Below are 23879 nucleotides of genomic sequence, written 5' to 3'. Positions count from 1 at the left end.
AGAGGGATTTAGCCCCTGAAGATAACAGGGGCTAGTCGTTAAGTCTCAGATATTTGTACAAATTAATTGAACAAATTGTAACCGAGTGTTGATTGAGTTGTTACTTTGTTGTGTCTTGACTTAGGTTCCACACATAAGCAGAAATTACCTGGACTTTCTCTTCGCCCAAAATATCTTTCCACGCTGGCATCACACCTTGGCGACCGTGCGCAATGGTTGCTTCCACAGCACGGCGTGAACCACCGTATAGCCAAGTGTTATCCGTTAGGTCCGGCGCACCAAATGCAGGGTTACCTTTACCGTCTGTACCATGACAAGCAGCACAAACTACAAACTTCTGCTTACCAGCCGCCGCTTCTTTGGCATTGACACTACGTCCAGACATGCTTAGCACATAGCTAGCTACTTCTGTCACACCATCTTTACCCAGCGTTTCAATCCAACCTGGCATCACACCTTGGCGACCTTCCATAATGGTTGTCTTGATAGTTTCGGCTTCACCACCGTACAACCAAGCACCATCAGTTAGGTTAGGGTAGCCAAGCTGGCCACGGGCGTCTGAGCCGTGGCACTGAGCACAGTTCTGCAAGAACAAGCGCTGACCGACTTTGATAGCCTCTTCACTTTCAGCAATCTGCGTGATTGGCAATAGCGTATTACCAGAACCATCATATGCCAGTGTCTTGAAGGTCTCGCCAAAACGCGCTTGGGCATCATCCAGCTCTTTTGCGTACTGGTTCAAACGTTGCTCTTTCTGGGCATTGGCAATTGCCAATTTAGACTCCTCGATAGAGCGAACTGTTTGATCTGAGCTCTGCCAGCCTAGGAAGCCTTTGTAGTTACCCAAACCTGGGAATAGGAATAGGTAAAGCAGGCCGAAAATAATGGTGCCCCAGAACATGTAGGACCACCATTTAGGCAGTGGGTTGTTGATCTCACGAATACCGTCGTATTCATGTCCCATATCCTCACCATCTTCAACACCCATTTTGTCCTTGCTACACCAGATTAGTAGGGCAGCAATACCGGTTAGGGTACCTAGCGTGATGATTGTTATCCATAGACTCCAAAACGTAGTCATGTTTCCTAACTCCTGTCATTCTCACGCGTTGCCAAATCTTTTTCTTCGTCTGCAAAAACCAGGTTTGCAGCCTCATCGAAACGAGATTTTTGGCGTTTACTGTAAGCCCAAAGGACAATACCAATAAAGCTACCGAACAGTATCAGTGTCCAAATGCTATGAATGGTTCCAATATCCATGGTGCCCCCTTATTTCATTGCGTGACCGAGTGACTGGAGGTAAGCAATGATTGCATCCATCTCAGTCTTGCCTTTCACTTCCTCGCCGGCATTCGCCACCTGCTCGTCTGTATAAGGCACACCAAACTGATCCTTGAAGATTGCTAGTTTCTTCGATGTCAGTTTGCCATCCAGCACATTCTCTTCCAGCCATGGGAAGCCTGGCATATTTGACTCAGGAACCACAGCACGAGGATCGCGAAGGTGAACACGGTGCCAGTCATCTGAATAACGGCCGCCAACGCGAGCTAGATCAGGACCGGTACGTTTTGAACCCCAAAGGAAAGGGTGCTCCCAAACACTTTCGCCGGCTACAGAGTAGTGGCCATAGCGCTCGGTTTCCGAACGGAAAGGACGGATCATCTGGCTGTGACAGACATTACAGCCTTCACGAATGTAAATATCACGGCCTTCCATTTCCAAGGCAGTATATGGACGAAGGTTCTCAACCGGCTCAGTAGTTTGGTCTTGGTAGAGCAATGGAGTGATTTCCACCAAGGCACCAAAACTGATCGCAATCACAATAAGGATCGCAAGAAGGCCGACATTTCTTTCTACAATTTCATGACGATTATTAGCCATTGTCGGTACTCCTTATGCTGGTTGCTCTGTGGCTTTCAGGCTTTCTTTTGGCGCAAGAATTGTCTTGTATGCGTTGTATGCCATTAGGAACATACCCACCAAGAAGATTGCACCACCTACAAAACGCACGAAGTAGAATGGGTAAGAAGCCTGTAGTGACTCAACAAAGCTGTAAGTCAGCGTACCGTCGGTGTTGACTGCTCGCCACATCAGGCCTTGCATCACACCGGAAATCCACATGGCGACGATATACAGAACAGTACCGATGGTTGCTAACCAGAAATGTACGTTAATCAGTTTGATAGAGTACATACGCTCTTGGCCGAACAGTTTAGGGATCAAATGGTAAACCGCACCGATAGATACCATCGCAACCCAACCTAGCGCACCGGAGTGAACGTGACCGATAGTCCAGTCGGTATAGTGAGAAAGGGCATTAACCGTCTTGATTGACATCATCGGGCCTTCGAAGGTCGACATGCCGTAGAACGACAGAGAGACAACCAAGAAACGTAAGATGGGGTCATAGCGCAATTTGTGCCATGCACCAGATAGCGTCATGATACCGTTGATCATACCCCCCCAGGATGGCGCAAATAGGATCAAGGACATTACCATACCCAAAGACTGGGTCCAGTCAGGTAGGGCGGTGTAATGAAGATGGTGAGGGCCTGCCCAGATGTATAGAGAAACTAATGCCCAGAAGTGGACAATAGACAGACGGTATGAGTAAACAGGACGACCTGCTTGCTTGGGTACAAAGTAATACATCATCCCCAGGAAGCCCGCTGTAAGCAGGAATCCGACCGCATTATGCCCGTACCACCACTGAATCATGGCATCGACAGCACCAGAGTAAACCGAATACGATTTAGTCATTGATACCGGGATGGCCATACTGTTAACAATGTGCAAAACGGCAACGGTTAGAATGAATGCGCCAAAGAACCAGTTCGCCACATAGATATGTGACGTGTTCCTTTTGATCATTGTACCGAAGAAAACGATGGCATAGGCAACCCAGACAACAGCAATGGCGATATCAATCGGCCACTCCAGCTCTGCGTATTCTTTACCAGACGTCCAACCTAACGGCAGCGAAATTGCTGCTGATAGGATGATAGCTTGCCAACCCCAGAAGGTGAACGACGCTAATTTTCCACCGAAAAGTCTTGTTTGACATGTACGCTGTACCACGTAGTAAGACGTAGCAAATAGCGCACTGGTACCGAATGCGAAAATCACTGCATTAGTGTGCAATGGTCGTAAACGGCTGTATGTCAACCAAGGAAGGTCGAAGTTTAGTGCCGGCCATACCAGCTGAGCGGCAATCAATACACCAACGCCCATTCCGACAATTCCCCACAGGATAGTAACCAGGGTAAATTGACGAACGACCGTATAGTTGTAGTTTTGTTCAAGCTGCTTTACTTGGCTCATGTTGCATGCTTCCAATTTTAATTGTTCAACTACACTCTTTTCCTTGTGCGAACAACAAGTTGTCGCAATGCCACCCAAAGCTTCAATAATGACTGTGTTGCTTTTTTAAACACCCCAGTAATTAAATTGCTATTTTGTTGTAAAAGTGGCATTTTCAGTGCCTTATACTACTTTAGATAACTAATGATTGACAGAGTCAAGCCCACACAATGTTTACGGTTAAGCAACATTTATGTGAAAACTTTGACCTCTGTAACATGGGAAGCACGTAAAATCATGGCTGCAGAAAAACTCACCAAAGGTAGATTAATCCAAATTCTGTTTCTTTTAGCTGTATTAATCACGGCATTTGTATGGAGAACAGTCACCTATAACGATAACCAGACTGAAGACAGCACTGCATTAACATGCCAATTATCAGCAAATTTATGCCAGCAAAATGATAGCGACGAATCGCTAAATATCACGTTATCTCCATATCCAGCCGTTGCGAATCAAGAGCTCACGATACAAGTTGATAACACAAATGTTAAACCGACCGCATCTGTAGAAGGAGTTAACATGTATATGGGCACTATTCCGGTAACTTTTGAGCAAACATCAAAGGGATGGCAGGGACGTTTTACGGTTCCTGAATGCATGCATGATGAAATGGAATGGGCAATTACGATTGAACAGGGAGATAGGAAGGTAATTGCAACTTTTATGGTTAAAAAGCAAACTAAATAAGTAAGTTAGCTAAATAAAATTAAGTTTATAGGGTTTGACTACTCAAACCCTATCAATGAGTGATAACTGACAGTTGTAATCATGTTTGATTGCCGAGAATCACTCGCTATAAATCATTTTTTTTGTCATACCGCCATCAATAACAAAGTTCTGTCCGGTTATAAAGCCAGCTTCTTCTGAGATTAAATAGCCGACCATTGAGGCAATATCCTGGACTTGTCCTACACGACCAACCAGGTGCTGTTGATGATCAATATCGCGTAAAAGCTCATCAGTAGTATGAATCCAGCCTGGCGAAATACAATTTACACGCACATCAGGACCAACACTTACCGCTAAAGAGTGGGTTAAAGCTACGATCCCACCTTTTGATGCGCTATAGGCTTCTGTATTAGACTCCGACTGAATGGCTCGCGTTGATGCAATATTTACAATGCAACCCTTTGTATCTCTGAGTAATGAAACCGTGTGCTTGGCCATCAGCATGGGGGCTGTTAAGTTAACGGCTAATGCCTTGTTCCAGTCGTATACATCTAATTGATGGAGAGGGGCATTGTAGGGGTTAGCAATAGCGGCATTATTGACCACTGCATCCAGTCTTCCATGCTGATATTTTATCTCGTCAATGAGCGATGAAATCTGCTGTTCACTAGTAACATCAAGTTGCTTAAAGCGAACTAACGGATTTTCTGACACCAGTTGGAACCCGGCATTCTCATCAATATCAGCTGCAATTACTAACATCTTTTTCGCAAGGTAATTCGCGATTCCTTTACCGATCCCATTAGCTCCGCCAGTGACCAGTACCACTCTATTTTCCATTGTTCCCTCACCATCCATACAACTTGAGATGTCAGCCCCAAATAACGTCAAAATACTTAGGGATATAACTATCATTAACGGTCATTAAGTGCAGAACTTTAATTAATTACAATAAAAAAGCAGACACTCCATGTGATGCATGTAAGAATACCATCTAGTGGCCGCAAGAGGCATGAAATTCCATTTGGTTATTTTCCGTAAGCCGCATTTAGTGATTTCGTGCAAAAAACAATCTTGGGTGCACAGAGTTATAAGTTACAATTCAAATTAATCTATAGAAAAATTCCCCATGGATATCGCTACAAGCTTTTCTTCACAGGCAACAGCATCTGATGCCATTCAAGAGGCCATCACCCAATTACAAGCAAAGCTTGCTAACCCTAAACTGATCCTTGTTTACTTCTCAGAAAAATATGACGCTGTCACTTTTCAGGAGGCTTTAGCCATTGCCTTCCCTAATGCACAAGTTTTGGGCTGTACTTCTTGTCAGGGGGTAATGACAGAAGGAGGTTATCACCACGGTTTAGGCGTCGCTCTCTGGGCTATTTCAGATTTTCATGGCGCATACGGAACAGCGATTGTTTCGACTAATAATTCAAAATATAACATGGCAAGGCAAGCGTTATTGAAAGCGATCGCCAATAGTGGACGTGCCGGAGAATTGCCCGCTCTTATTGTGCTGCACGCTAGTCCTGGTCAAGAAGAAGAAATAATTCAAGGGATTGAAGATGAGCTGTGCACGTCGGTACCCATCATTGGTGGAAGTGCTGCCGATGATCATATTGAAGGCAACTGGAAGATATTTTCACAAGAACAGTGTACCCAAGAAGGTGTGGGAATTAGTGTAATATACCCATCGTGCCATATCAGTTACTCATTTCATTCTGGCTACGCAAGTACGGGGCTTTCTGCCAAAGCGACCAAGGTTGAGGGTAGGGAGCTTATTGAGCTAGATGGTAAACCAGCAATCGAGGTATATCAAAACTGGATGAACCAGTCTTTGGATGAAGCAGAAAGCATTAGTACTAACAGTAGCTTGAATCCATTGGGGCGTGTAGCCGGTGTTGTTCATGAATTGCCGTATTTCAAACTGGCGCACCCACTAAAGACAACCGAGCGCGGTGGAATCATCTTGTTTGCCAAGGTAGAAGAAGGTGAGACCCTTTACTTCATGCAAGGTACTGAAGAGCGTTTAATAACGCGAGCCGGACGAGTAGTCAGTGCGGCGAGTAATATTTATGCCAAGGATACTAACCTCAACTCAATCGGGGGGATTACCATCTATTGCGCGGGGTGTATGCTCCGAGTGCAGCATAGAATGGATGAGGTTGCCCAGTATGTAAAAAGCGCAATGCAGACTGCCCCATTTGTAGGGCCGTTTACTTTTGGCGAGCAAGGTCAGTTTGTAGGGGGTGAAAATGCCCATGGCAATTTGATGATATCTGCAGTGTTGTTTCATAAGGATTAAGCAATGGCTAACTATGAATCTGAAAAACTCCAAGAAACATTGCTTGATTTACTTCGCACAAGAGAGCGGGAAAAGCAGTTGCGCGATGAAAATACCGCTATTTTGGCTGGTATTGCAGCAATGGCCGGGGCTAATAATAAGCGGCAGGTATTCAATAGCTTACTTTCAGTATTGCGAAAATATATCGGTTTTGAACATGCTCTGGTTCTTACTCGAGAGGATGAAACTGGGTCATTACAAGAACTCGTTACCACGTGTCGATTCTTTGAATCGAGCATTTGGCCAATCGGAAATACATTCATTCGTTCGATGAATGGCGAGAGTATTGCACTTTATGATCCTAGCCAAGTCTATGAGTTCCAGGCACTGTCACCAGAAATGGTTCCGTTTTGCCAATCTGTATTGTTGACCGGAGTTAAGGTAAGTTCGGGCGATGCGCTATTGCTATTTTTCCACTCTCAAAAAGGGCAATTTACACTCAACTGTAGGAGAGTTCTAGAACGATTCCGGCCATTATTAGAACGCGCCATTATCGATATAGACTACCGCGAGCGACTTCAGTCATTGGTCACAGCCCGTACCCAAGAGTTAACACACAGTCAGCAGCGATTTAAAGATTTCGCCAAAACTGTCGGTGATTGGTTTTGGGAAGTTGATACAGACTACCGCTTTACCTATATTTCGTCGCCGAACCTAGCCAACCATACCGTTGACAGTAACTATATCCTAGATATTTTTGGTGAAGCTGTAGAGTACCGGAAAAAACTAACGTTGATTTTTGACAGGCAGAGTGCCTTTGAAGATCTTGAATGGCAATTACCTGAAGATGAGGGTGGGTTGTGGATCAGTCTCAGTGGAACACCTTATTTCAATAAACAAGGTCAGCTTCTGGGCTATCGAGGCACAGCAAAGAACATCACCAGCAGAAAGCAGCAAATCGAAGAAATTAAGCAGGCTAGGCGACAAGCAGAAGATGCTAATAAGGCAAAGTCAGAATTTTTAGCCATGATGAGTCACGAAATCAGAACACCATTGAATGCCGTTCTGGGTTTGTTGGATATGTTAGGTGGCTCAGGGCTGGACCAAAAACAGCAAAGCTGGATTAGCCAAATGGATCAGTCAGCCCAATTACTGTTGACTATCATTAACGATATTCTGGATCTATCTCGTATTGAATCAGCAAGTTTTGAACTGTTCAATAGCCAAATCCGCCTATCAGATTGTACTGATTTGGTTATCACACAATTGCAAGACCAGGCTCGCAAGAAAGGGATAAAGCTCAGCAGCAATATTGAGCCTGATGTACCGGATCGCATTATTGGCGATAAAAACCGAATTTCTCAGGTACTGTTTAACCTTGTGGGTAATGCAATTAAGTTTACTAATGAAGGTTCAGTTTCGGTCGATATCAGTCGGATGGGCAATAAACTGTACCTCAAGATTTTTGATACCGGCATCGGCATTTCACCCGAAGCACAAAAGCAGTTGTTCAAACCATTTAAGCAAGCCGATGGCAGCATTACCCGTAAGTATGGTGGCACCGGTTTAGGTTTAGCAATCAGCCAGCATTTGATCAAAAAGATGCAAGGTGAAATTCAGCTAGAAAGTCAGCTGCATGTCGGCAGTTGCTTTACGGTAATCTTGCCTCTGGACAGTACTGAAATTGCAGCACCAGAAACAGAAAGGCCTGTTATCGATATAGAGCATTTACCAAAGCTCAATATTTTAGTCGCGGAAGATAGTCCAACTAATCAATTGGTGGCAAAGTTGATGCTGGAGAAACGAGGTCATAAGGTCATGATTGTGAATAACGGCCAGGAAGTGTTGGACATTAGCCAGCATGGACTGAACGAGTTCGACATGATTCTAATGGATATCTCTATGCCAATTCTTGACGGTATAAGCACAACGAAAGTACTACGAGAAAATGGTACCGTCATTCCAATCGTCGCATTAACCGCTAACGTAATGAAATCAGATCAAGCGGCATACTTTGCAGCGGGGATGAATGATTTTATTGCCAAACCGATCATTGCCGACGAGCTCGAGAAGATGTTAGCCAAATATCAATCATTGCTGGCCAGCGAATAAAAAGACAATTGACGAACCAAAGCGCCGAGTTGAGAAACTCGGCGCTTTTTCTTTAGGCTTGATAACATCAAGCCTAGTAATTAACACCATGTTTTGAAGTGCCAGGCAAACTGACCATTTGCAGCAGTACTTAAAAATAGGTGTTAATTACCTATTTTATGGTAAATAACCAATACTGTTAAATTGTACAGTAGTTTGATGAATGGGTAACCATCAAAAGAAAGAAGGGGGAAACCAGCATACTGGAAAAGCAACCAATGGTACGTTTATAGATACTCTATTTAACATAAGGTACATAATGCGCACTGAGGGATGGTTGGCACCAGGGCTAAAAATCCTGTCAAACCAAGGACTAAGCCCCTAAATCCTTGGCGACTTAACTTTGCCGTTATGTCCTGCCAAGCTTGCTGCGCCTTGTGATCCTTGGCCTTGTCGGCTGCCAGATAAATCAACGCCTCGTGAATATCGATATTTGCATTTTCTGCTAGAAAAATGGCCTGTGTATCAGACATTTGGCGCTTACCACTTCGGAATTCTGAAATCCTTGATGGTCCTACACCTAAATCATGGGCAATTTGCTTGTCTTGGATGTAGTTTTTCGATGTTTTGTAGGCATCTAACAGTTGATTTGCATACATAAGAATTCCTCCGTTTCTACCATTTTAGCTGGATAATTCCCAAAATTGGTATCTTGCAGTTCCCACTATTGGGAATTAGGATTACCACATCTGGTAATTATGTGGTTTTAAGCATATGTCTTCGCAGCTCTACTGCGAAATCAACGAGGACGGAACTGGCTTTAGACCTATTGAGGCAACTATGAAGACTGATACAGCTGCACAATCACTCCCTGAACTTTTTATTACCCGGGCTGAATACAATGCCTTGTTACGTAGCTTTGGCGCTTTAAATGTTCGATTGGATGATATTAAGGAAGCTTTTAAAAATGCGAAAGCTCTTAAGGAGCTAGACCCTTCCTATCCGGTTGATTTGTCTTTTTATGAGTTACACATTGAAGAAACCAAACAAGCCTCGGAAATAATTCGGGCTATGTGCATGCGTGCCTCTGTGGCTGAGGATGCTTAGTCATGGCCTTGCAGCTCTATTACGAAATCAACGACGACGGGACTGGTTTTGCCTTCATTGATGGCGAGCCTGAGTACTTCCGTTCGTGGGCCGAGCTGCACCAAATCGGACAAGAATTTTACCCTGCCGGCTATGAGCTTCATCTGGTCACGGCGGACAACTGGCAATCACTTTATGACTCGGGGGTTTTCGACAATGGCTGCGATTATTGATTACCTGTCCTTCTCGTGGACACCCGAGGAACTGAGCCAAATCTTCGACCTCGTTAAAATGGGCGCTTCCATCAAGGCTATCCGTGGTTTTGAATTCAATGAATATGGTGACAGCGTAACCCGTGACGCCTTGGATACTGCCGCCATTGATTACAAGGCCGCTATCCGCGCCAAACTTCGCGATACTGAATTTGCTATCGGTGCTGACTCGCGCAAGTTCCATGAAATCAAACGTGACATGCTCGACCACTTCGGCCTGAACACCTTGGACTGTCTTTGCCGTGGTGAAGTTGACCGCTTCATCAATCGCCTTAATCACGGCCTTGGCCTGTTCGGCAATGACTGGTCTTTCTCCCTGCGTTCCGGCGGCTTCTCTGGTTACTCGCATTCCGCCAACATTCTCGTTAACGGCCAACAAGCTGGCCTGTGTGCTTGGGGCGCAAAAAACCACGGCTGCTATGTGTCGTTCTCCGGTACGGGTACGGCGGTATTGGATTTGAATGAAGTTCATAACGCACTGCACCAACTACCAGGTGCGAAAATTACTCGCGTAGATATCGCATTCGATTCTCTCGACGGCAAATACAACATCCAGACGGCTCGCAAAATGGCTGAGCATGGACAGTTTGTTACCCGTGGCCGTCCGTCTTCTTACTGTTATATCGAGTCGGGCCATATGTCCCAAGTGGCCAGCTACCAGAAAACCTCTGGCAACAGTGAAACACTCAAGAAACGTTTTGGCTTCGTGGCTGACAAAGGCAAGTCGCTTTATGTCGGTACTCGTGATGCTGGCAAGATGCTTCGCGTGTACGAAAAAGGCAAACAGCTCAAGTCCGAGCACAAAGACTGGGTACGCTGGGAACTCGAGCTACGCGCCAAAGATCGTGTACTGCCGTTTGATGTACTGCTTGAACCCGACAAGTATCTGGCAGGCGCTTACCCTGCCCTTAGCTTCGTCAGCAAGGAAAACCAATGCCGCATTGCTACCCATAAGCGCAAATGGTTTACCAGCGTTGATAACGCAGTGCGTAACGGTGCGACCCAATGCGGCAAGCTGGTTAACTTCATGCGCCAATGTCTGGATATGGATGACTCACAGATTGTCCGCTTGCTGACTAACCATCTTGAATCCCATGAGATACCAGACCGACTCAATCAGCCTGTCTATGAGGATACGGACGAATCCAGTGGTATCCGGCTCCGATGTATGAAGTTCATCGAACCTGATAACCACGACATTTATTCACTAGCGTAATGACATACAGGGAAATAAGACAATGACAACTTTAAACGTAATGGTAACGGGCGCTGTATTGGGCAGCGGCGTATCAAAGAAATCCGGTTCACCCAAGCCTTACCAAATGGCGAATGTGATGTACTTGGCGTCGGCTGAATCTTTCGTCAACGACGACCACAACATCCAGCGTTGCGGTATGCAGGAAAAACAAATCCCGATGGCGTTCAACCAGAACCTATACGCCCAGTTCGCCGGACTCTCCTATCCTACCCAGATCCAGCTGGTCTTGGAGCCTGACCCGCAGAACCCGACCCGTAATGTTGTTGTGGACTTTAAGGATTAGTATGAAAACAAACTTTATTGTCCATTATTATCGGCTCCAATCTGAACATGGAAAAATGTTGCCGATATGGATTTACGATAAATATATTCTTCCGAGTGTTAGGTACTAAAAATGTATATTCCAGTCTGCACGGTCGAGCTTATCAATGGTGATTGCCCTGTAGGCTGGACAGTTAAATATGTTGCTGAGATGTCTTTATCGGCAGCAGATTTAAAAACTCTAATAGGAACGTCTGTTATTCCTTTAGTTACTGCGTATGCCTTTAGGCAAATACGTTTATCTATTTCTGATTAATAAGGAATGTTATATGAAAAAGTCTAATGTGATTTTAATTGCTACTGCTGTTTTGGCGTCTGCCTCACCTGCTTTTGCAGAAACAGTAGATGTTAGTGGTGCTGTTACTGTTATTGCTGGAATCACTGCCGCGGTCTCTGCAATTGGTGTGGCAAAGCTCGCTCCAGCCGCTACTTCTGTTGCTTTCAAATGGGTTAAAGGCGCCATCTTTAGTTAATTAACTTCGGTTGATTCATTTCTAATTAAGGGTGGCGGATTGCTGCCCTTTTTATTGGAGGCTTTATGTTAGACCAATCATGGATGTTGGGTGGGTATTGCATGGCTGTATTTGTTTTGTCTATGTCAATATTATTTGGAGGAAACAAATGAAATGGTTACTGACTATTTTTATTTTATATAGTCCCTTTTCATTTTCTAATAATGTAAGTTGTGTAGAGCTTGGGCTGGGGAATGGACAGAATAAAGAATATGCTTACAATAGAGCAAAAATTCGACTTGAAGGCCATTTGACTGGTGGGGTTGATTATGATGGTATAATTAAGCATGAGTTTATTTCAAACGCTCCAGCTTTTAGGACTTATCTTTGTCGTGGTTCAACTTGTGAAAAATCTTATACTTTTTGGGATGGACGTAATTTTGATAAATATTGTGGAGAACTAGCTCCTGAATGTGAAGAGTATGAGGATGCCAATACGTGTGCGCCAGAATTAAATTACTGTAACTCTGAAGAGTTTAACCAGGATAAACAAGCTGCAGAACAGCAATGCTTTGATGGCCTACCAGAAAACCACAGCATGAACTTCTCTGCATCATGTAACGCAGAAACCCAATCGGCTAATTTTCAGTGTGACTATACCCCTATAGATGATTGTATAGGCCCTGATTGTGGCGACCCTGATGGCGGTGGTCCCGATGGTGGCGGTCCCGATGGCGGTGGTCCCGATGGTGGTGGCCCCGATGGCGGTGGTCCCGATGGTGGTGGCACCGATGGCGGTGGTCCCGATGGTGGTGGCCCCGATGGCGGTGGTCCCGATGGTGGTGGCCCCGATGGCGGTGGTCCTGATGGTGGCGGTCCCGATGGTGGCGGCCCCGGTGAAATGCCTGATTTCTGTCGTGATAATCCTGATGTTTGTTTGTATCCGCCAGATGATCCCGCCTGCATTGAAAACCCTGCATTGTGCGATGTGGAACCTTCGGAAGATGTATTAGCAGCCATCAGACAAGTTACTGCTGCAATTAAAGACCAGCACTTTAATACTAATGTGGCAATTAAAAATAACACTACAACCGCAAATAACATTGCTAATGATATTTTAAGTTCTTCGGAATACTCAAACAAACAAATCACCTCCCTAATTGATGCCAATATGGTTTCTAACGATTTGGCTATCGAGGGCAATGACTTAATTGCTAAGAATACAAATGATGTAGTTAAATCTGTTAACGACGGAACTGATGATATTGTAAAGGCTGTAGATAAAGGCACTGACCAACTAAAGAAAATAAAACAAGGTGTAGATGATGTTAACAGTACCTTGTTGGAAGGCTTTTGTGAGCGAAACAAAGACCATTCATCATGCCAACCTAAAAAGGCAGATATTACTAAATGTGCTGAGTTTGTCTGTGAAGGTGAACCAGTTCTCTGCAATCTGCTTAGACTTGAACATGCTAAACAATGTTATGAACCTGACTTTAAGGGAATAGATTCGGGAATTGATGCAATCATTGCCGCTGGTGAGAATGCTGATTTTGTTAACCCTGACGTGTTAGATTTCAGCAATCCGGATACAAAATACTTAAATAGTGGTGTCTCGCTTTCATCAAGTTGCCCTTCTCCTGTCTCTGCATCTGTGCTTGGGGAAACGGTTGAATTCAGTTATCAACCGTTATGTGATTTGGCGAAATATTTACAGCCGTTCATTATCGCTATTGCTTGGTTAGTTGCTGCTTTAACGGTTGGTCGTGGGATTGGTAACTTATAGGTGAAATTATGGGTCTAATTGTTAATTTAATATCTTGGATTGGTGCTTCATTCCTTCCAAAATTAGTGCCTTTCATTACTTCTATTTTTATTCAGGGTGCTGTCACACTGGGGTTTTCATTATTGGTAGTAGAAGGGATTAATGTTGGCCTCGATTACTTTGTGAATAAGATAGATGCCAGCTTTGGTGGTATGCCTGCTGATATAGTCGGGATTATGGGCTTGCTGGGATTGGATAAGGCCATCAACATTATTCTTACTGCTCATTTGTTTGTACTTGGTCTTAAAGGGCTGTCGTCGAAAAAATATCTTCCTTCATGGAACGGGACAGGGAAATAACTCATGGAATATGGCATATCAGGACTACCAGGTGCGGGTAAAACCCTCAACACCATTGATATGGTAACGAGTGAATCTAACTTTGAAGGCCGTGAAGTTTATTATCACAGAATCCCCTTGTTAATGCTGGACTTTGAAGTATGTTCATCCTTTCAGGGTTGGTTCTATGGCTGGTATCTTCATAACAACAAATCCAATACGGCATTAGTTCGCAAGGTACAGTCCATCCATAAGAAAGAAGATCGCTTTATTGAACTGGAAGACTTTCCTTACCTCAAACAAGATCATAGTGATTCGAATCCGGTCGAGATATTGCTGTATTGGGTTCGTCGTGTCTATTCCAAGGAACGGCTGGCACAACTGGATGAATACCTAGCTATTAAGCAGATAGATGAAACTGCCCTGACCTTTGACCAACTCAAGCCGCTTAATTATCACTGGACGCATTTCGATAATCCGAAGTCTTGGGTCGAGCTGCCAAATCAGTCGGTAATTGTCATGGATGAAATACATCACTACTGGCCGCCGAGAACGCGCGGCGATGTACCCAAGGAACTCGAGGCAATTTCTACCCACCGCCATACTGGCAAGGATCTTGTTTTCATTACTCAAGACTTTGCCAATGTCGATATCTTTATCCGGCGTATGATGAACTACCATACACACTATGAGTTCGCCGGTGCTGATCGTGTTGCGTGTTATAAGAAGAAAAAGTACATCGATATTAGCAACCCGTTCGAAAAGAAAGCTGCTGACAAATCATTGGTTAAGCGCCCTGTTCACCTTTATGGTTCTTACTACTCGACCGAGCTTGATACCAACAACAACAAACTAAGCAAAGGAGCAAAACGCGGCCTTATCCTTGGGGTTGTATCCATTATTGCTTTCCTATTAATGTTGTTTGTCGGCTTCCCATATGTCTATTCCCTCTTTTTCAGTGATGAGCAGCCAACCGATAGTGAAATCGTATCAAGCAGTGACTCAACCACACCAACAACCCAAAAAACGAATACCGATATTCTAGCTTATCAGCCAATGATAAAAGCTTTGCCTTGGACAGCTCCTATCTATAACGGTGGATTAGAACCTGCTTCATACCCCGATTTGATGTGCTACCAGACTTCAACCGATTGTCGGTGTATTACCCAGCAAGCGACCGCCTATTCGATTGAATTGGAGAGCTGCTTAAGCATTGCTAACAACGGATTATTTGATCCGCATCTAGCTTCAACTAGTCAAAAGATTAACAAGAAAACACAATCAAAGGGACTGTTCAAATGAGGATGATCTTACTATTGATCGCATTGCTGGCCCCAACAGCTCAAGCAACGGTGTCAGTTAATGCAGCCGGGAAAACACTCGACCAATTTTTTGTTATGGCCTCGGAGGTCTTTTCCAAAGCTGTCATTGTAGACCCTGCCATAAATGGCACTCTCAAAGTATATGGCGTTTCACATGGTAATTTCCAAAGGTTGTTTTACAGCATCTTGCGTGCGCATAACCTCAGCTATATGGAAACCGATGACGTAGTACGTATCTATCCTAAAACTGATTTAAATCGTTCGAACTTAACCAACAGACAGTCTCTGTTTGATTTTATTGCCTCGTCGGTTTCTGGTGTATACATCACTGGGAGCATGGCCTATCACTCGGATGCAAAGATCCGTTATGAATATGCTTTTGTACAGTCAGGTACGCGAGATACCTTTCGACCTGAGCACATAGGCTTGAAGGTAACAGCCATACACTCTTGTTTAGCTCAGCTAAGTTTTGACACCTACACAACCTTTGTGACTTGTGAGCCTTATGAGACACCTCAACCAGTAGAAGACAATGAGCGCCTTACAATTCCATCGCTGTTTGACAAGGCTCCGGAAAAAGATAAACCCGTAGAAAGTGAAAACTAGTAACGGGGCCATTCATGCGAGCAGAGAAAGCGCAGCGCTGCCGCATGAAGGCTAACGACTATAAATAAAACATAAATAAATATTTCTTGTTTATATAATTATTGATAATTTAAAATCAAACATCTCCTGCAATTAATAACATTGATCTTTTCATTTTAACGTAATTGACGTAAAAACAACTTGATTTTTCTGTCGTTTAATTTGGGAGGTCTAAATTTACCCTTTATGACAATAAAGGGTTTGTTTATGCCCTCTTATTTCTTGATACAGAGGTTTTTTATAAATCTGTCGATAAAATATTGTACATAAATATAGCTTGATTATTTTTTTTCGAACAGGGTCAATGTACGAGTTATATTTTGTGTAAATCTATACTAAGTATCTGGAATTGTTACGCAAATACAGCAACCTTCTATTTCAAGCCTAGCAAAATAACGCATAGTGCCTTTGGAGGTACTTATGCGTGTTTTGATTTTTGTATTGATGTGTGTGGTGTTGCCAGCTCAAGCGGCTAAGTCGGTCGAGTACTATCGGCAAATTTTCGGCCCTTTGCCCTGTTTTGTACTGCAAGGGATCATGACAGATATTGACTCAAACTATCATCGAGTCAGTGAGGCCAAACAGGATGATTATCGAAATCAGGTTATCGCTATCAACCAGCTTACCTTTGAAAAGAAGATGTTCTCCAAGCTATCACAAGCTCGTTGGGTTTATGCCGAAGGCATGCTAGGCCAGTGCGATGAAGCTGAGATCTTTGACGTTATAGACCAGGTGCGAATCGGCAAAATTTCATGCATCCCCCCTGTCCTGCTAAGCCATCAAAATTGGGTTGCTTCGGACACTCAGCACTTGGAGAACTGGATAGTCGGAGACACTGCATTATGAGTAATGGCAACCACGTAACAAGTTATTTAGCCTGAAGGAGCATTATGGATTTTGTCGATGTTCTACATATATGGATTGGATTTACTGTAGCAACCTTCTTGTTCCTCATGCTGTACCTGTTCAAATAGAGAACTCTTACCTTTTTGGACTCTTCGCTTCAAATCAGCCCTCAAACTCAAACCACTTTTTCACCATGTGATATGAGCTGGATTGTGTAACTAACTTTCAAGTCAGTAGAGTATGCTTTTGCTTACATTTGGGTGTAGAATTGACGGCATTATGACGTTAAGTGTCCGAATACCCTATTTTAGTATGAAAAATCGGCTATTTAACGTAATGGATATAATGTCTACCGGATAGCTTAAGGGTGGATATGCGAAACAAGATCGCAGAATAAAATGTTAAGTTCCTATTAAAATTACACGATAAGGAATAGTTAGTGTGGATATAGATAGCATCCCAGATTGGAAAGCACTGGAAAACTTAGTTGTCATGATACAGAAACAACTAGCTCCAGATGCGGTCGTAAAACACAACGTCATGCTTGAGGGCGTTGAAAGCGAAACAAAACGACAAATTGATGTGCTTGTCGAACAAAGTATTGGGCAATATACAATGCGAATTGTCATTGATTGCAAGGACTACGCAAAGCCGGTTGATGTTAAAGGTGTAGAAGAGTTCCATGGTCTGGTTCAAGATGTTAAAGCCCAAAAGGGTGCTCTAGTTTGTCCATCTGGCTTTACTAAATCTGCATTAAAAAGAGCAAAGAAATTACAAATTGATTTATATAGGCCAGTTTCTACTGGAAATCATAAATGGAAAGCTAGTGTAACAGCTCCTGTTATCTGTGACTTTAGAAACTCATACATGTCCTTCGGAATTAGTTCCTCAGACCCTAAACCGCTAATGATTCCTCAAGAATTCTATAAATTGAGTGTTGCAAATGAAGAAGGAACTATATTAGGAAGTGCCATTGAGACTGCTCAACAAAAATGGGATGAAGGGCTACTTCCAAGTGAACCTGGACAGCATGAACCACTATCTATTTTCGGTGAAGAAAAAGTATTTATTGACAATGGTTATGGCGATAAGGTGAACGTTAAACTGACAGTGCGGTTACTTGTTCAACAAAATCTATACCTTGGGCATTTACCTGTCGAAGAACTGAACGGTCTCCATGATGAACACACTGGAGAAATTGTGACAAATGCTTTCACCGTTGGCGGGTTGAACCCAGAAGAAGTGCAGAAGTCATGGAAAGCGGTTGATGATAGCAACACACTAGATTTTCAACCGTTATTCAAAATCGTAGGTTATGACTGCTACGGTATCGGAACTTAACAAATTGCTTAAGAGTGACGGCTAACCTATGGCATTTTTGGTTCGGTTGAGTTCAGTGATTACGGTGGCTTTGCTTGGGTTTCGTGGCAGTTAGCCGCACCTTAGCAAGGCGTTATTTGTCATTCGGTACTGTTGTAAGTTGTGCGAGAGGCTTATCGTATAGCTAAAAATCAAGGCTGTTAATAAATGAAATTTGGTATATCTCAAGATGGAAGTGATGATTTACTTGAATATCCGATCAATCAAGTGAAATCTCTTTTGTATCGTGAAGCTAGTAATGTTAGACATTATGAAAACTTAAAGTTTTTAATGAATTGCTATAAAACGCAGCACGAAGCAGAACAGGTATTGAATTTCTACTATCGAGGGAAACTACCTCCTTTACCACCTATACACTTACAGTTAGGTGGGTTAAGTATGAATGACCCATACTTAATTGCTTGTGGTACAACAAATTTTGATGTGTTCAGCATTTACATGATGAACTTATGCTCCCTCTTTGGTATTCAGAAGTTCCTCAATCAGGGAAATGAATACGATGACATCAAGAAGCGCGCACAAGAAGTAAAAGAACTCATATACAACGAACGCAATGAGTGGCTACCCAAGCCTGTCAAATTATGGCGAAACAAAGTGGCTGCTCACTATGCTGCGGCAGATCCTCAGAAAAACGATAATGTGCTGACTTTAATGGATTCATTGTCAGCTGTGCCTCAGTACAAGTTTCCTCGTTATACTGTAGCTTCAATGAATATTGTAGTTGACGGTAAAACCTCGCAATTGCAAGAGTGGTCTGTAACTCGTGTATATGATGATCTTACTGACAAGCTATCATTGCGTCCGTTAGTTCCACTTATTAACACTCGTTTAGTCGGACCGAATGGTGAAAAAGATCCTTTGCTGACTAGTTCATAGGAAAAAATGACAAATAACAAACTGTTTAAGAGTGATTCGCAACGCGTGGCATTTTTACTATGCGTTGCGTTTAGCGTTTAAGGTGGTATGCGGGAGCTTCAGTATTGCGTTGCTCACACCTTAACAGGGCGTTAGGTTTTTAAGGAGAGTAAGTTGAGTTTATCTTTTGAAGATTTGATCGAAAGTCATATGTCTAGTCTTGATACTGACACTATCAACTCCTTTAAAAAAGTTTTTTCTGAAGCTATGGACTGCGAGTTTTCCAAGATTGAGCAAGCACAAGCTGCACACGACAACATGAAATTTTTATTTAAAGAACATGAGCATATGCACCGTTCATGGATTGAAGATGACGCAATTTATAAGTTTAGTGTTGTCGACCTAGCTGGTGAGTTATACATCTTAGCGCTTTATAAAAGGGTTGAGCTCAAGCACAAAGAACTTGTTAGGTTTTTCAATCTTGAAGTAGGAACAAGGAACCTCTCCAACTGGAATGATTTATGGAAAGTATTGCCACCAGAAGCAAAAAAACTACCGGAGTTTAATGCAGTCAATGAGCTAAGGTTGTTGAATAATGCAATTAAACATGAAGGCGTAATTAGTAAACAGTTGGCAAAGAACTATCCACGTCATGGTCAATTTGGTGATGAGTTAACAGATTTATCTATTTCATTTGAGCGTTTAGAGCCAATAGCTTGCAAGTATATAAAGGCTCTATATGCAATCCTGAAGTCCAAAACCTAACAAAGCATTTAAGAGTGATTCCCAACGCTTGGCATTTTCAACTCAAGGTTGGGTTTCGTGTTTACGGTGCAATGGTTTAGGTCAGGTGGTAGCGTTGCTCACACCTTAACAGGGCTATAAATCTTAGTTGCTGCATGAACATTGTTACAGTGTAGCGGCTTTGATTTCATGCCCCGTCTAGTAATACGGGGTGAAAGTTTTTGGGGTCGTCGTGCCCTACAGCGTGGTGAAATGTTGCAGCTATCAAAATTGGCATTTGTTCCAGGAACAATTTTGCGGTTTTGCTATCAATTTTCATCCAGGCTTATTGTAACTCCACTTAGGATTGCTATCATTTATCTTAATTTGTTCCAGGGAAGAATGAGGTTAATGATGGCAATCACGATTAGAGATACAGAAAAGCACCAGAATATGATTGATGCTCTTAAGGAACTCACAGGTAAAGCAACTCAGTCTGGTGCTCTCATCGAAGGTGGCTATGCTGCTTTAGAGTTTAGCCAGTTACATGATGAGCAGCTCAGAGAAAATCGAAGACTTCAGCAAGAGATTTATCATTTGAAGTCCAAAGTACTTAACTATGTTAATGCCTTAGATGGTCTAAGAGAAGTTACAGAGTAAATATGAAATAGCCCCTTCTTCGGGGCTTATCTTTTTACACTAGAGGCAGTCTTTTTAGCATTCTCGCAGTTTTGATGATCGCGGCCTTCATCTCCCTATCGTTCTCGGCACTGATTTGTAAAAGCGCATTTCCTGTAACGATCCTGTCTGGGGTTAAAGTCCATCCGTTCGGCGTCACCAACTCCCCTTGTTTGATTTGCCACCCTCTCCAGTCGTCATTAATCGCTGCAAGATCTCTACATGAATAGAGCTTCATTAGTCGTCTGCACTCCGGTGGTATCTTCTGACCCGAGTCCCAACGTGTGATGGTTCTCACAGATTTGAAACATAGCTCAGCTACCCTTTTTTTACTCAGTCCACAGACAAATTTTCTAAAAATGTAGTTTTCGGTCAACTTACTAGTCATAGTGCTTATTTATTCAATCTATCATTAATCAACCGATTGAATAATAAATCCCCTAAACTGTTGATGTTTCGAGTTATTTAACAACTTTGCCAACGACCGTATTTAACATAACGCATCCATAATGCGCACTGACGGGTATTATTTTAACAAACTCAAGCCTGGCTTGGGTCAGCTTGGAAACCTTTAGTTTTGGAGCATCAAAATGTCTTGGAAACAGTTAGTTAAAACGATACACGCACCTTTTTCTATCTTTCGCAATGACTTAGCGTTTTGTGTCCACAAACGTTGGCTTAAGTCCGGTTTACTGTTGTTGGCTAGTTTTATCGGTGTTGTCTATCAATCCACGTTTGATTAATCGAAAAATACTTTTAATAAACGATAAATTTTGCGAGGCACATCATGCTGCACGAATCCTTCGTCAAGCTGTTCTGGCGTCATTTCGACAATATTGCTGAGGCGTCCGCGTGGTTTCACGTTCGTCCTATCACCGTCAAGCGTTGGTTATCCGGCCACATCGACGTTAACCCCATGGCCGAAAAACTCCTGATTATTCGAGCCCGTGGCTATCTGCCCGATGATACCCGCTGGCAAGGTTTTCGGGTTGATGAAGACCGCTGTATTATCATCACTCCCGAGGGTCGTCAGTTCAGCCCCAAAGAACTCGACTCTTGGGCACTCCGTTTTGATGAGTACCACGCGTTAAAACGGCTCTATGAATTGGACTATGTGCCCGTTCGTTCAAATGTCGTTACGCAGCTGCCGTTCCGTGGCGGCCGCCGACTCAAGCAACCTCGGCATGAGACGATTAGCAAGGATAAAAAGAAGCAACAACGCAAAATTATGGCGAAGCATGCAACCAAGAAGCAAGCTCCCTAGCCTTTGCAATTTGATCCGTTAACTGACTCTAACCTAAACACTTTTAGGGTTTCCAATCGGTTATTTGCTTGCATACTAAAATCCCTTATTCACTTTCAAGGATGATCCAATGAGAAATCTAGTTGTACTGTTACTCGCTATTTTTATCACTGCATGTGGCGGCGGCTCTGGTGGCGATGCTGACAGCTCAGGCAAAGAAACCGGCACGAAGTTCGATGGTCTATTTCAATCTGGTGAAGTTGTCATGCTGGTTGATAAAAACAATGCAGGCAAAGTGCTTATCTCAGATGGCACCACCATTTTTTACTTTGACAATATCTACACGCTTGCCAATGAACTCAGGCTAACGGGAGCAGCTGTTATTTCTGATGGGCTCTATTTCTATGAACCTAGCCAAGTTGTCAGCATTTTCTATGAAGGTAATACTGCTAGAGTTTCAACGACTATCAACGGCGACCCGTTTGTATACTCGTTTGATCGACAAACCGATAAGCTTAGACCATTGGATAGCCTTGTTGGTACCTTCACTGATCCAATGACTGGTGACTCTTGGTCACTGGACAGTGCCGCGAACCTGACAATCAACGCTGACTGCACATTGTCCGGCAAGCTAATCAGTGAAGTGTCGTTCTATCACACGGTCGATGTTGATGCTTCGGGATGTTCAAACTCTGGATTTGATGGCAGCTACAAAGGTATGGCATTTAATGTGACTGTGGACAGCACCAAATACTTGGCAGGTTTCATCTATAACGATGCTAAAGAAGCTTATATGTGGGGCTCTGTTCCGCTAAATTAATGAAAATACAAAGCCCGCAAATGCGGGCTTAATGCTATGATTTATCTGAGATTATTTTCAATTTTTCTTTTTTATCTTCCTCTATTTCCTTTATATTATGAGCTGCTTTGACAAACGTGGTAGCTCCCGCAACAACAAACCCCAAAGCTAAGCTTTCAACAATTTTGTATAAAACATTTAGGAAATTAGGTGAATCTGGCTGTAATGGAGAGGTAGCCAAAAATAGAATTAATAAAGCTGCCATCTTGATCATGTGCTTTTCGAATTTTTTTAACTTTTTCCAAACTTCACGTATCTTTGGAAGGCTTTTATAAAACTCGTAGCCCACATAAAACACTAGAGCAAGAATAATAAACATAGATATATAAACGATGTTCCAATCCATTGTTGCATTCCTCTGTCTATAATATGCAGCTAGTTTACTATCTATATGAGTCGTTATCACCTATTACGGATAGATGATCTTTCCCATTCCAATTTCATAATCCGTTTTTCATGCTGTGCTAACATTTTTTTGAGTTCACCTAGCACTGACTCATGTGCTTTTACTGACCGAAAAAGCAAGTAACAGATAATCAATGTCGGCGGATTCACGCCAATCTCTGTAAACAGTTTCAGCAGCTCTCCCACACAAGCCCCCTAACCTTTTTCCCGGCGAACCGTGTCGAACAAGCCAATAAGCATGGCGGCAACCATCGGAATCGTGCCACCAAGTTGCGCCCCGGTTTCACCAATTGTCACTGTGACTAGTTCGCTATTGCCCGTTAGCAAACCTGCGGCAGCACTGCCAAGAAGGATCAAACCTGTTTTGGTACTGGACTGTTTAAAATCAATCATAACCATCCCTTTTTACGTAGATATTTGAGTGTATAGGCGCCGATTACCACGCCTGCGACGCTGAGTGCTACCGAGGTAGCGGCTTTCTTTACTGTCATGCCAGTGCAACTCCTTCCATCACGTCATTGATGGGATATTGGCGGCCGACTTCCATCCGCGCCATGGCTTGGAGCAGTACCGCTGCGGTGTTGTCGTTACTGGCGTCGAGTGCCTGGTACTTGCCGTAACCCGTCCAAGTGGCAACCATATTGGCGTAATGATCGCTGTCGTTCTCATGGTTCGGCGCAAAGGTATGGATAATGTCGTTGATGGTGGTGATCCCGCGTTTCTGGTAACTGCGCAGGATGCGGGCCGCAGCGCGAAAACCCCATTTATCCTCTTCGAAAATGACAAATCGGCCATCGCTCGACACTTGGCCGCGCCAGTTGTTGTGCTTGCTGTATTCGATATTCAGCGGGTTGTGATTGCGGATACCCCGCGGCATTCCGGTGGTCATATCTTCATTCATCCCTGTGTTATTGTTATTCGTCGGTTGGCGTGGCTGGTCACTTGAGATAACCAGCCCCTTGCGGCTGTTGAGCCATAACAGCACCATGGCTAGTGCTATCAGCCATTTCATATGCGATAC

General features: G+C 43.4%; 30 protein-coding genes. 20 read left to right on the top strand and 10 right to left on the bottom strand.

What is annotated here, in order from left to right; translation table 11 throughout:
• Nucleotides 1–100 precede the first annotated feature (100 nt).
• From ccoP to ccoN, 4 genes are read right to left on the bottom strand one after another with little or no spacing between them, the layout of a single operon-like run.
• Nucleotides 101–1081: a cytochrome-c oxidase, cbb3-type subunit III gene (gene ccoP, locus C9J03_RS12115; RefSeq protein WP_044623358.1), complete on the bottom strand. Its 981-nt coding sequence runs from the start codon at nucleotides 1079–1081 to the stop codon at nucleotides 101–103.
• A 5-nt stretch (nucleotides 1082–1086) separates the two neighbouring features.
• Entirely contained in the window at nucleotides 1087–1260 is a 174-nt protein-coding gene (locus C9J03_RS12110) for a CcoQ/FixQ family Cbb3-type cytochrome c oxidase assembly chaperone (RefSeq protein ID WP_039461220.1), read from the bottom strand.
• Between the two features lie 9 nt (nucleotides 1261–1269).
• Complete coding sequence (gene ccoO, locus C9J03_RS12105; protein ID WP_039461218.1) at nucleotides 1270–1881, bottom strand: cytochrome-c oxidase, cbb3-type subunit II; 612 nt, start codon at nucleotides 1879–1881, stop codon at nucleotides 1270–1272.
• A 12-nt stretch (nucleotides 1882–1893) separates the two neighbouring features.
• Nucleotides 1894–3321 (bottom strand): cytochrome-c oxidase, cbb3-type subunit I, encoded by a 1428-nt coding sequence (ccoN, locus tag C9J03_RS12100; protein ID WP_039461215.1) that lies wholly within the window; start codon nucleotides 3319–3321, stop codon nucleotides 1894–1896.
• A gap of 234 nt (nucleotides 3322–3555) precedes the next feature.
• Here ccoN and C9J03_RS12095 point away from each other — a divergent pair, with 234 nt between their 5' ends.
• Nucleotides 3556–4050 (top strand): hypothetical protein, encoded by a 495-nt coding sequence (locus tag C9J03_RS12095; protein ID WP_231569013.1) that lies wholly within the window; start codon nucleotides 3556–3558, stop codon nucleotides 4048–4050.
• A gap of 99 nt (nucleotides 4051–4149) precedes the next feature.
• Here C9J03_RS12095 and C9J03_RS12090 read toward each other — a convergent pair whose 3' ends face one another.
• Nucleotides 4150–4872, bottom strand: coding sequence for an SDR family oxidoreductase (locus C9J03_RS12090; protein ID WP_107291711.1), 723 nt, complete (start codon nucleotides 4870–4872; stop codon nucleotides 4150–4152).
• A 289-nt stretch (nucleotides 4873–5161) separates the two neighbouring features.
• On the opposite strand from C9J03_RS12090, the gene C9J03_RS12085 reads away from it, so the two are divergent.
• Nucleotides 5162–6340: an FIST signal transduction protein gene (locus tag C9J03_RS12085; protein WP_044623357.1), complete on the top strand. Its 1179-nt coding sequence runs from the start codon at nucleotides 5162–5164 to the stop codon at nucleotides 6338–6340.
• A 3-nt stretch (nucleotides 6341–6343) separates the two neighbouring features.
• Nucleotides 6344–8431 (top strand): hybrid sensor histidine kinase/response regulator, encoded by a 2088-nt coding sequence (locus C9J03_RS12080; protein ID WP_044623356.1) that lies wholly within the window; start codon nucleotides 6344–6346, stop codon nucleotides 8429–8431.
• 281 nt (nucleotides 8432–8712) lie between these two features.
• Here C9J03_RS12080 and C9J03_RS12075 read toward each other — a convergent pair whose 3' ends face one another.
• Nucleotides 8713–9069 (bottom strand): DUF3693 domain-containing protein, encoded by a 357-nt coding sequence (locus C9J03_RS12075; RefSeq protein WP_044623355.1) that lies wholly within the window; start codon nucleotides 9067–9069, stop codon nucleotides 8713–8715.
• A 181-nt stretch (nucleotides 9070–9250) separates the two neighbouring features.
• On the opposite strand from C9J03_RS12075, the gene C9J03_RS12070 reads away from it, so the two are divergent.
• From C9J03_RS12070 to C9J03_RS27025, 15 genes are all read left to right on the top strand, one after another.
• Nucleotides 9251–9517, top strand: a complete 267-nt coding sequence (locus C9J03_RS12070) for a hypothetical protein (RefSeq protein WP_146149081.1) — start codon at nucleotides 9251–9253, stop codon at nucleotides 9515–9517.
• Nucleotides 9518–9519: 2 nt separating this feature from the next.
• On the top strand, nucleotides 9520–9729 hold the full coding sequence (locus C9J03_RS26720; RefSeq protein ID WP_044623353.1) for a hypothetical protein: 210 nt from the start codon (nucleotides 9520–9522) through the stop codon (nucleotides 9727–9729).
• Complete coding sequence (locus C9J03_RS12065) at nucleotides 9713–10984, top strand: replication initiation factor domain-containing protein (RefSeq protein ID WP_052829774.1); 1272 nt, start codon at nucleotides 9713–9715, stop codon at nucleotides 10982–10984. The genes C9J03_RS26720 and C9J03_RS12065 overlap by 17 nt, the downstream gene beginning before the upstream one ends.
• Before the next feature lie 22 nt (nucleotides 10985–11006).
• Complete coding sequence (locus C9J03_RS12060) at nucleotides 11007–11309, top strand: hypothetical protein (RefSeq protein ID WP_044623352.1); 303 nt, start codon at nucleotides 11007–11009, stop codon at nucleotides 11307–11309.
• Nucleotides 11310–11420: 111 nt separating this feature from the next.
• Complete coding sequence (locus C9J03_RS26485) at nucleotides 11421–11603, top strand: hypothetical protein (protein ID WP_146149079.1); 183 nt, start codon at nucleotides 11421–11423, stop codon at nucleotides 11601–11603.
• Between the two features lie 13 nt (nucleotides 11604–11616).
• Nucleotides 11617–11820 (top strand): major capsid protein, encoded by a 204-nt coding sequence (locus tag C9J03_RS12055; protein ID WP_044623321.1) that lies wholly within the window; start codon nucleotides 11617–11619, stop codon nucleotides 11818–11820.
• A gap of 148 nt (nucleotides 11821–11968) precedes the next feature.
• Entirely contained in the window at nucleotides 11969–13585 is a 1617-nt protein-coding gene (locus tag C9J03_RS26890) for a virulence factor TspB C-terminal domain-related protein (RefSeq protein ID WP_156149941.1), read from the top strand.
• 8 nt (nucleotides 13586–13593) lie between these two features.
• A complete protein-coding gene (locus C9J03_RS12040) occupies nucleotides 13594–13923 on the top strand; it encodes a DUF2523 family protein (protein ID WP_044623349.1) in 330 nt (109 codons plus the stop codon).
• A 3-nt stretch (nucleotides 13924–13926) separates the two neighbouring features.
• The gene (locus C9J03_RS12035; protein ID WP_044623348.1) at nucleotides 13927–15204 is read left to right on the top strand and encodes a zonular occludens toxin domain-containing protein; all 1278 of its coding nucleotides are present in this window, start codon (nucleotides 13927–13929) and stop codon (nucleotides 15202–15204) included.
• Entirely contained in the window at nucleotides 15201–15830 is a 630-nt protein-coding gene (locus C9J03_RS12030) for a hypothetical protein (RefSeq protein WP_044623347.1), read from the top strand. The genes C9J03_RS12035 and C9J03_RS12030 overlap by 4 nt, the downstream gene beginning before the upstream one ends.
• A gap of 459 nt (nucleotides 15831–16289) precedes the next feature.
• Nucleotides 16290–16715 carry a hypothetical protein gene (locus C9J03_RS12025; protein WP_044623346.1) on the top strand — a complete coding sequence of 142 codons (426 nt, stop codon included), beginning with the start codon at nucleotides 16290–16292 and terminating at the stop codon, nucleotides 16713–16715.
• Nucleotides 16716–17156: 441 nt separating this feature from the next.
• Nucleotides 17157–18056 carry a restriction endonuclease gene (locus C9J03_RS12020; protein WP_052829773.1) on the top strand — a complete coding sequence of 300 codons (900 nt, stop codon included), beginning with the start codon at nucleotides 17157–17159 and terminating at the stop codon, nucleotides 18054–18056.
• A gap of 186 nt (nucleotides 18057–18242) precedes the next feature.
• Nucleotides 18243–18971: a hypothetical protein gene (locus C9J03_RS12015; RefSeq protein WP_044623345.1), complete on the top strand. Its 729-nt coding sequence runs from the start codon at nucleotides 18243–18245 to the stop codon at nucleotides 18969–18971.
• A 153-nt stretch (nucleotides 18972–19124) separates the two neighbouring features.
• Nucleotides 19125–19715, top strand: coding sequence for a hypothetical protein (locus C9J03_RS12005; RefSeq protein WP_044623344.1), 591 nt, complete (start codon nucleotides 19125–19127; stop codon nucleotides 19713–19715).
• A 168-nt stretch (nucleotides 19716–19883) separates the two neighbouring features.
• Entirely contained in the window at nucleotides 19884–20333 is a 450-nt protein-coding gene (locus C9J03_RS27025; protein WP_231580665.1) for a hypothetical protein, read from the top strand.
• 34 nt (nucleotides 20334–20367) lie between these two features.
• On the opposite strand, the gene C9J03_RS27020 is transcribed toward C9J03_RS27025, so the two are convergent.
• Nucleotides 20368–20589, bottom strand: a complete 222-nt coding sequence (locus C9J03_RS27020; protein ID WP_231580664.1) for a DUF3653 domain-containing protein — start codon at nucleotides 20587–20589, stop codon at nucleotides 20368–20370.
• A 549-nt stretch (nucleotides 20590–21138) separates the two neighbouring features.
• Between C9J03_RS27020 and C9J03_RS11990 the strand changes: the two genes are divergently transcribed.
• Complete coding sequence (locus tag C9J03_RS11990; protein ID WP_044623341.1) at nucleotides 21139–21615, top strand: phage protein; 477 nt, start codon at nucleotides 21139–21141, stop codon at nucleotides 21613–21615.
• A 109-nt stretch (nucleotides 21616–21724) separates the two neighbouring features.
• The gene (locus tag C9J03_RS11985; RefSeq protein ID WP_044623340.1) at nucleotides 21725–22414 is read left to right on the top strand and encodes a hypothetical protein; all 690 of its coding nucleotides are present in this window, start codon (nucleotides 21725–21727) and stop codon (nucleotides 22412–22414) included.
• 34 nt (nucleotides 22415–22448) lie between these two features.
• On the opposite strand, the gene C9J03_RS11980 is transcribed toward C9J03_RS11985, so the two are convergent.
• From C9J03_RS11980 to C9J03_RS11970, 3 genes are all read right to left on the bottom strand, one after another.
• Entirely contained in the window at nucleotides 22449–22799 is a 351-nt protein-coding gene (locus C9J03_RS11980; protein WP_044623339.1) for a hypothetical protein, read from the bottom strand.
• 254 nt (nucleotides 22800–23053) lie between these two features.
• A complete protein-coding gene (locus tag C9J03_RS11975) occupies nucleotides 23054–23251 on the bottom strand; it encodes a hypothetical protein (protein ID WP_044623338.1) in 198 nt (65 codons plus the stop codon).
• A 94-nt stretch (nucleotides 23252–23345) separates the two neighbouring features.
• Nucleotides 23346–23870 carry a virion protein gene (locus C9J03_RS11970; RefSeq protein ID WP_052829771.1) on the bottom strand — a complete coding sequence of 175 codons (525 nt, stop codon included), beginning with the start codon at nucleotides 23868–23870 and terminating at the stop codon, nucleotides 23346–23348.
• Between the last annotated feature and the right edge of the window lie 9 nt (nucleotides 23871–23879).

Source organism: Photobacterium gaetbulicola (assembly GCF_003025515.1).
Lineage (GTDB): Bacteria > Pseudomonadota > Gammaproteobacteria > Enterobacterales > Vibrionaceae > Photobacterium > Photobacterium gaetbulicola.
Note: the sequence above shows the minus strand (reverse complement) of the source record. Positions and strands in the feature narration are given on the sequence as shown.

Excerpts from the sequence above, each read along its gene's own strand:
- C9J03_RS12090 (WP_107291711.1), bottom strand. The coding sequence starts at position 4,872 with ATGGAAAATAGAGTGGTACTGGTCACTGGCGGAGCTAATGGGATCGGT.
- C9J03_RS12085 (WP_044623357.1), top strand. The coding sequence starts at position 5,162 with ATGGATATCGCTACAAGCTTTTCTTCACAGGCAACAGCATCTGATGCC.
- C9J03_RS12025 (WP_044623346.1), top strand. The coding sequence starts at position 16,290 with ATGCGTGTTTTGATTTTTGTATTGATGTGTGTGGTGTTGCCAGCTCAA.
- C9J03_RS26890 (WP_156149941.1), top strand. The coding sequence starts at position 11,969 with ATGAAATGGTTACTGACTATTTTTATTTTATATAGTCCCTTTTCATTT.
- ccoO (WP_039461218.1), bottom strand. The coding sequence starts at position 1,881 with ATGGCTAATAATCGTCATGAAATTGTAGAAAGAAATGTCGGCCTTCTT.
- C9J03_RS11970 (WP_052829771.1), bottom strand. The coding sequence starts at position 23,870 with ATGAAATGGCTGATAGCACTAGCCATGGTGCTGTTATGGCTCAACAGC.
- C9J03_RS27020 (WP_231580664.1), bottom strand. The coding sequence starts at position 20,589 with ATGAAGCTCTATTCATGTAGAGATCTTGCAGCGATTAATGACGACTGG.
- C9J03_RS12035 (WP_044623348.1), top strand. The coding sequence starts at position 13,927 with ATGGAATATGGCATATCAGGACTACCAGGTGCGGGTAAAACCCTCAAC.
- C9J03_RS12040 (WP_044623349.1), top strand. The coding sequence starts at position 13,594 with ATGGGTCTAATTGTTAATTTAATATCTTGGATTGGTGCTTCATTCCTT.
- C9J03_RS11985 (WP_044623340.1), top strand. The coding sequence starts at position 21,725 with ATGAGAAATCTAGTTGTACTGTTACTCGCTATTTTTATCACTGCATGT.
- C9J03_RS26720 (WP_044623353.1), top strand. The coding sequence starts at position 9,520 with ATGGCCTTGCAGCTCTATTACGAAATCAACGACGACGGGACTGGTTTT.
- C9J03_RS11975 (WP_044623338.1), bottom strand. The coding sequence starts at position 23,251 with ATGATTGATTTTAAACAGTCCAGTACCAAAACAGGTTTGATCCTTCTT.
- C9J03_RS11990 (WP_044623341.1), top strand. The coding sequence starts at position 21,139 with ATGCTGCACGAATCCTTCGTCAAGCTGTTCTGGCGTCATTTCGACAAT.
- C9J03_RS12030 (WP_044623347.1), top strand. The coding sequence starts at position 15,201 with ATGAGGATGATCTTACTATTGATCGCATTGCTGGCCCCAACAGCTCAA.
- C9J03_RS27025 (WP_231580665.1), top strand. The coding sequence starts at position 19,884 with ATGCCCCGTCTAGTAATACGGGGTGAAAGTTTTTGGGGTCGTCGTGCC.
- C9J03_RS12075 (WP_044623355.1), bottom strand. The coding sequence starts at position 9,069 with ATGTATGCAAATCAACTGTTAGATGCCTACAAAACATCGAAAAACTAC.
- C9J03_RS12015 (WP_044623345.1), top strand. The coding sequence starts at position 18,243 with ATGAAATTTGGTATATCTCAAGATGGAAGTGATGATTTACTTGAATAT.
- ccoP (WP_044623358.1), bottom strand. The coding sequence starts at position 1,081 with ATGACTACGTTTTGGAGTCTATGGATAACAATCATCACGCTAGGTACC.
- C9J03_RS12055 (WP_044623321.1), top strand. The coding sequence starts at position 11,617 with ATGAAAAAGTCTAATGTGATTTTAATTGCTACTGCTGTTTTGGCGTCT.
- C9J03_RS11980 (WP_044623339.1), bottom strand. The coding sequence starts at position 22,799 with ATGGATTGGAACATCGTTTATATATCTATGTTTATTATTCTTGCTCTA.
- C9J03_RS12065 (WP_052829774.1), top strand. The coding sequence starts at position 9,713 with ATGGCTGCGATTATTGATTACCTGTCCTTCTCGTGGACACCCGAGGAA.
- C9J03_RS12080 (WP_044623356.1), top strand. The coding sequence starts at position 6,344 with ATGGCTAACTATGAATCTGAAAAACTCCAAGAAACATTGCTTGATTTA.
- ccoN (WP_039461215.1), bottom strand. The coding sequence starts at position 3,321 with ATGAGCCAAGTAAAGCAGCTTGAACAAAACTACAACTATACGGTCGTT.
- C9J03_RS26485 (WP_146149079.1), top strand. The coding sequence starts at position 11,421 with ATGTATATTCCAGTCTGCACGGTCGAGCTTATCAATGGTGATTGCCCT.
- C9J03_RS12070 (WP_146149081.1), top strand. The coding sequence starts at position 9,251 with ATGAAGACTGATACAGCTGCACAATCACTCCCTGAACTTTTTATTACC.
- C9J03_RS12060 (WP_044623352.1), top strand. The coding sequence starts at position 11,007 with ATGACAACTTTAAACGTAATGGTAACGGGCGCTGTATTGGGCAGCGGC.
- C9J03_RS12110 (WP_039461220.1), bottom strand. The coding sequence starts at position 1,260 with ATGGATATTGGAACCATTCATAGCATTTGGACACTGATACTGTTCGGT.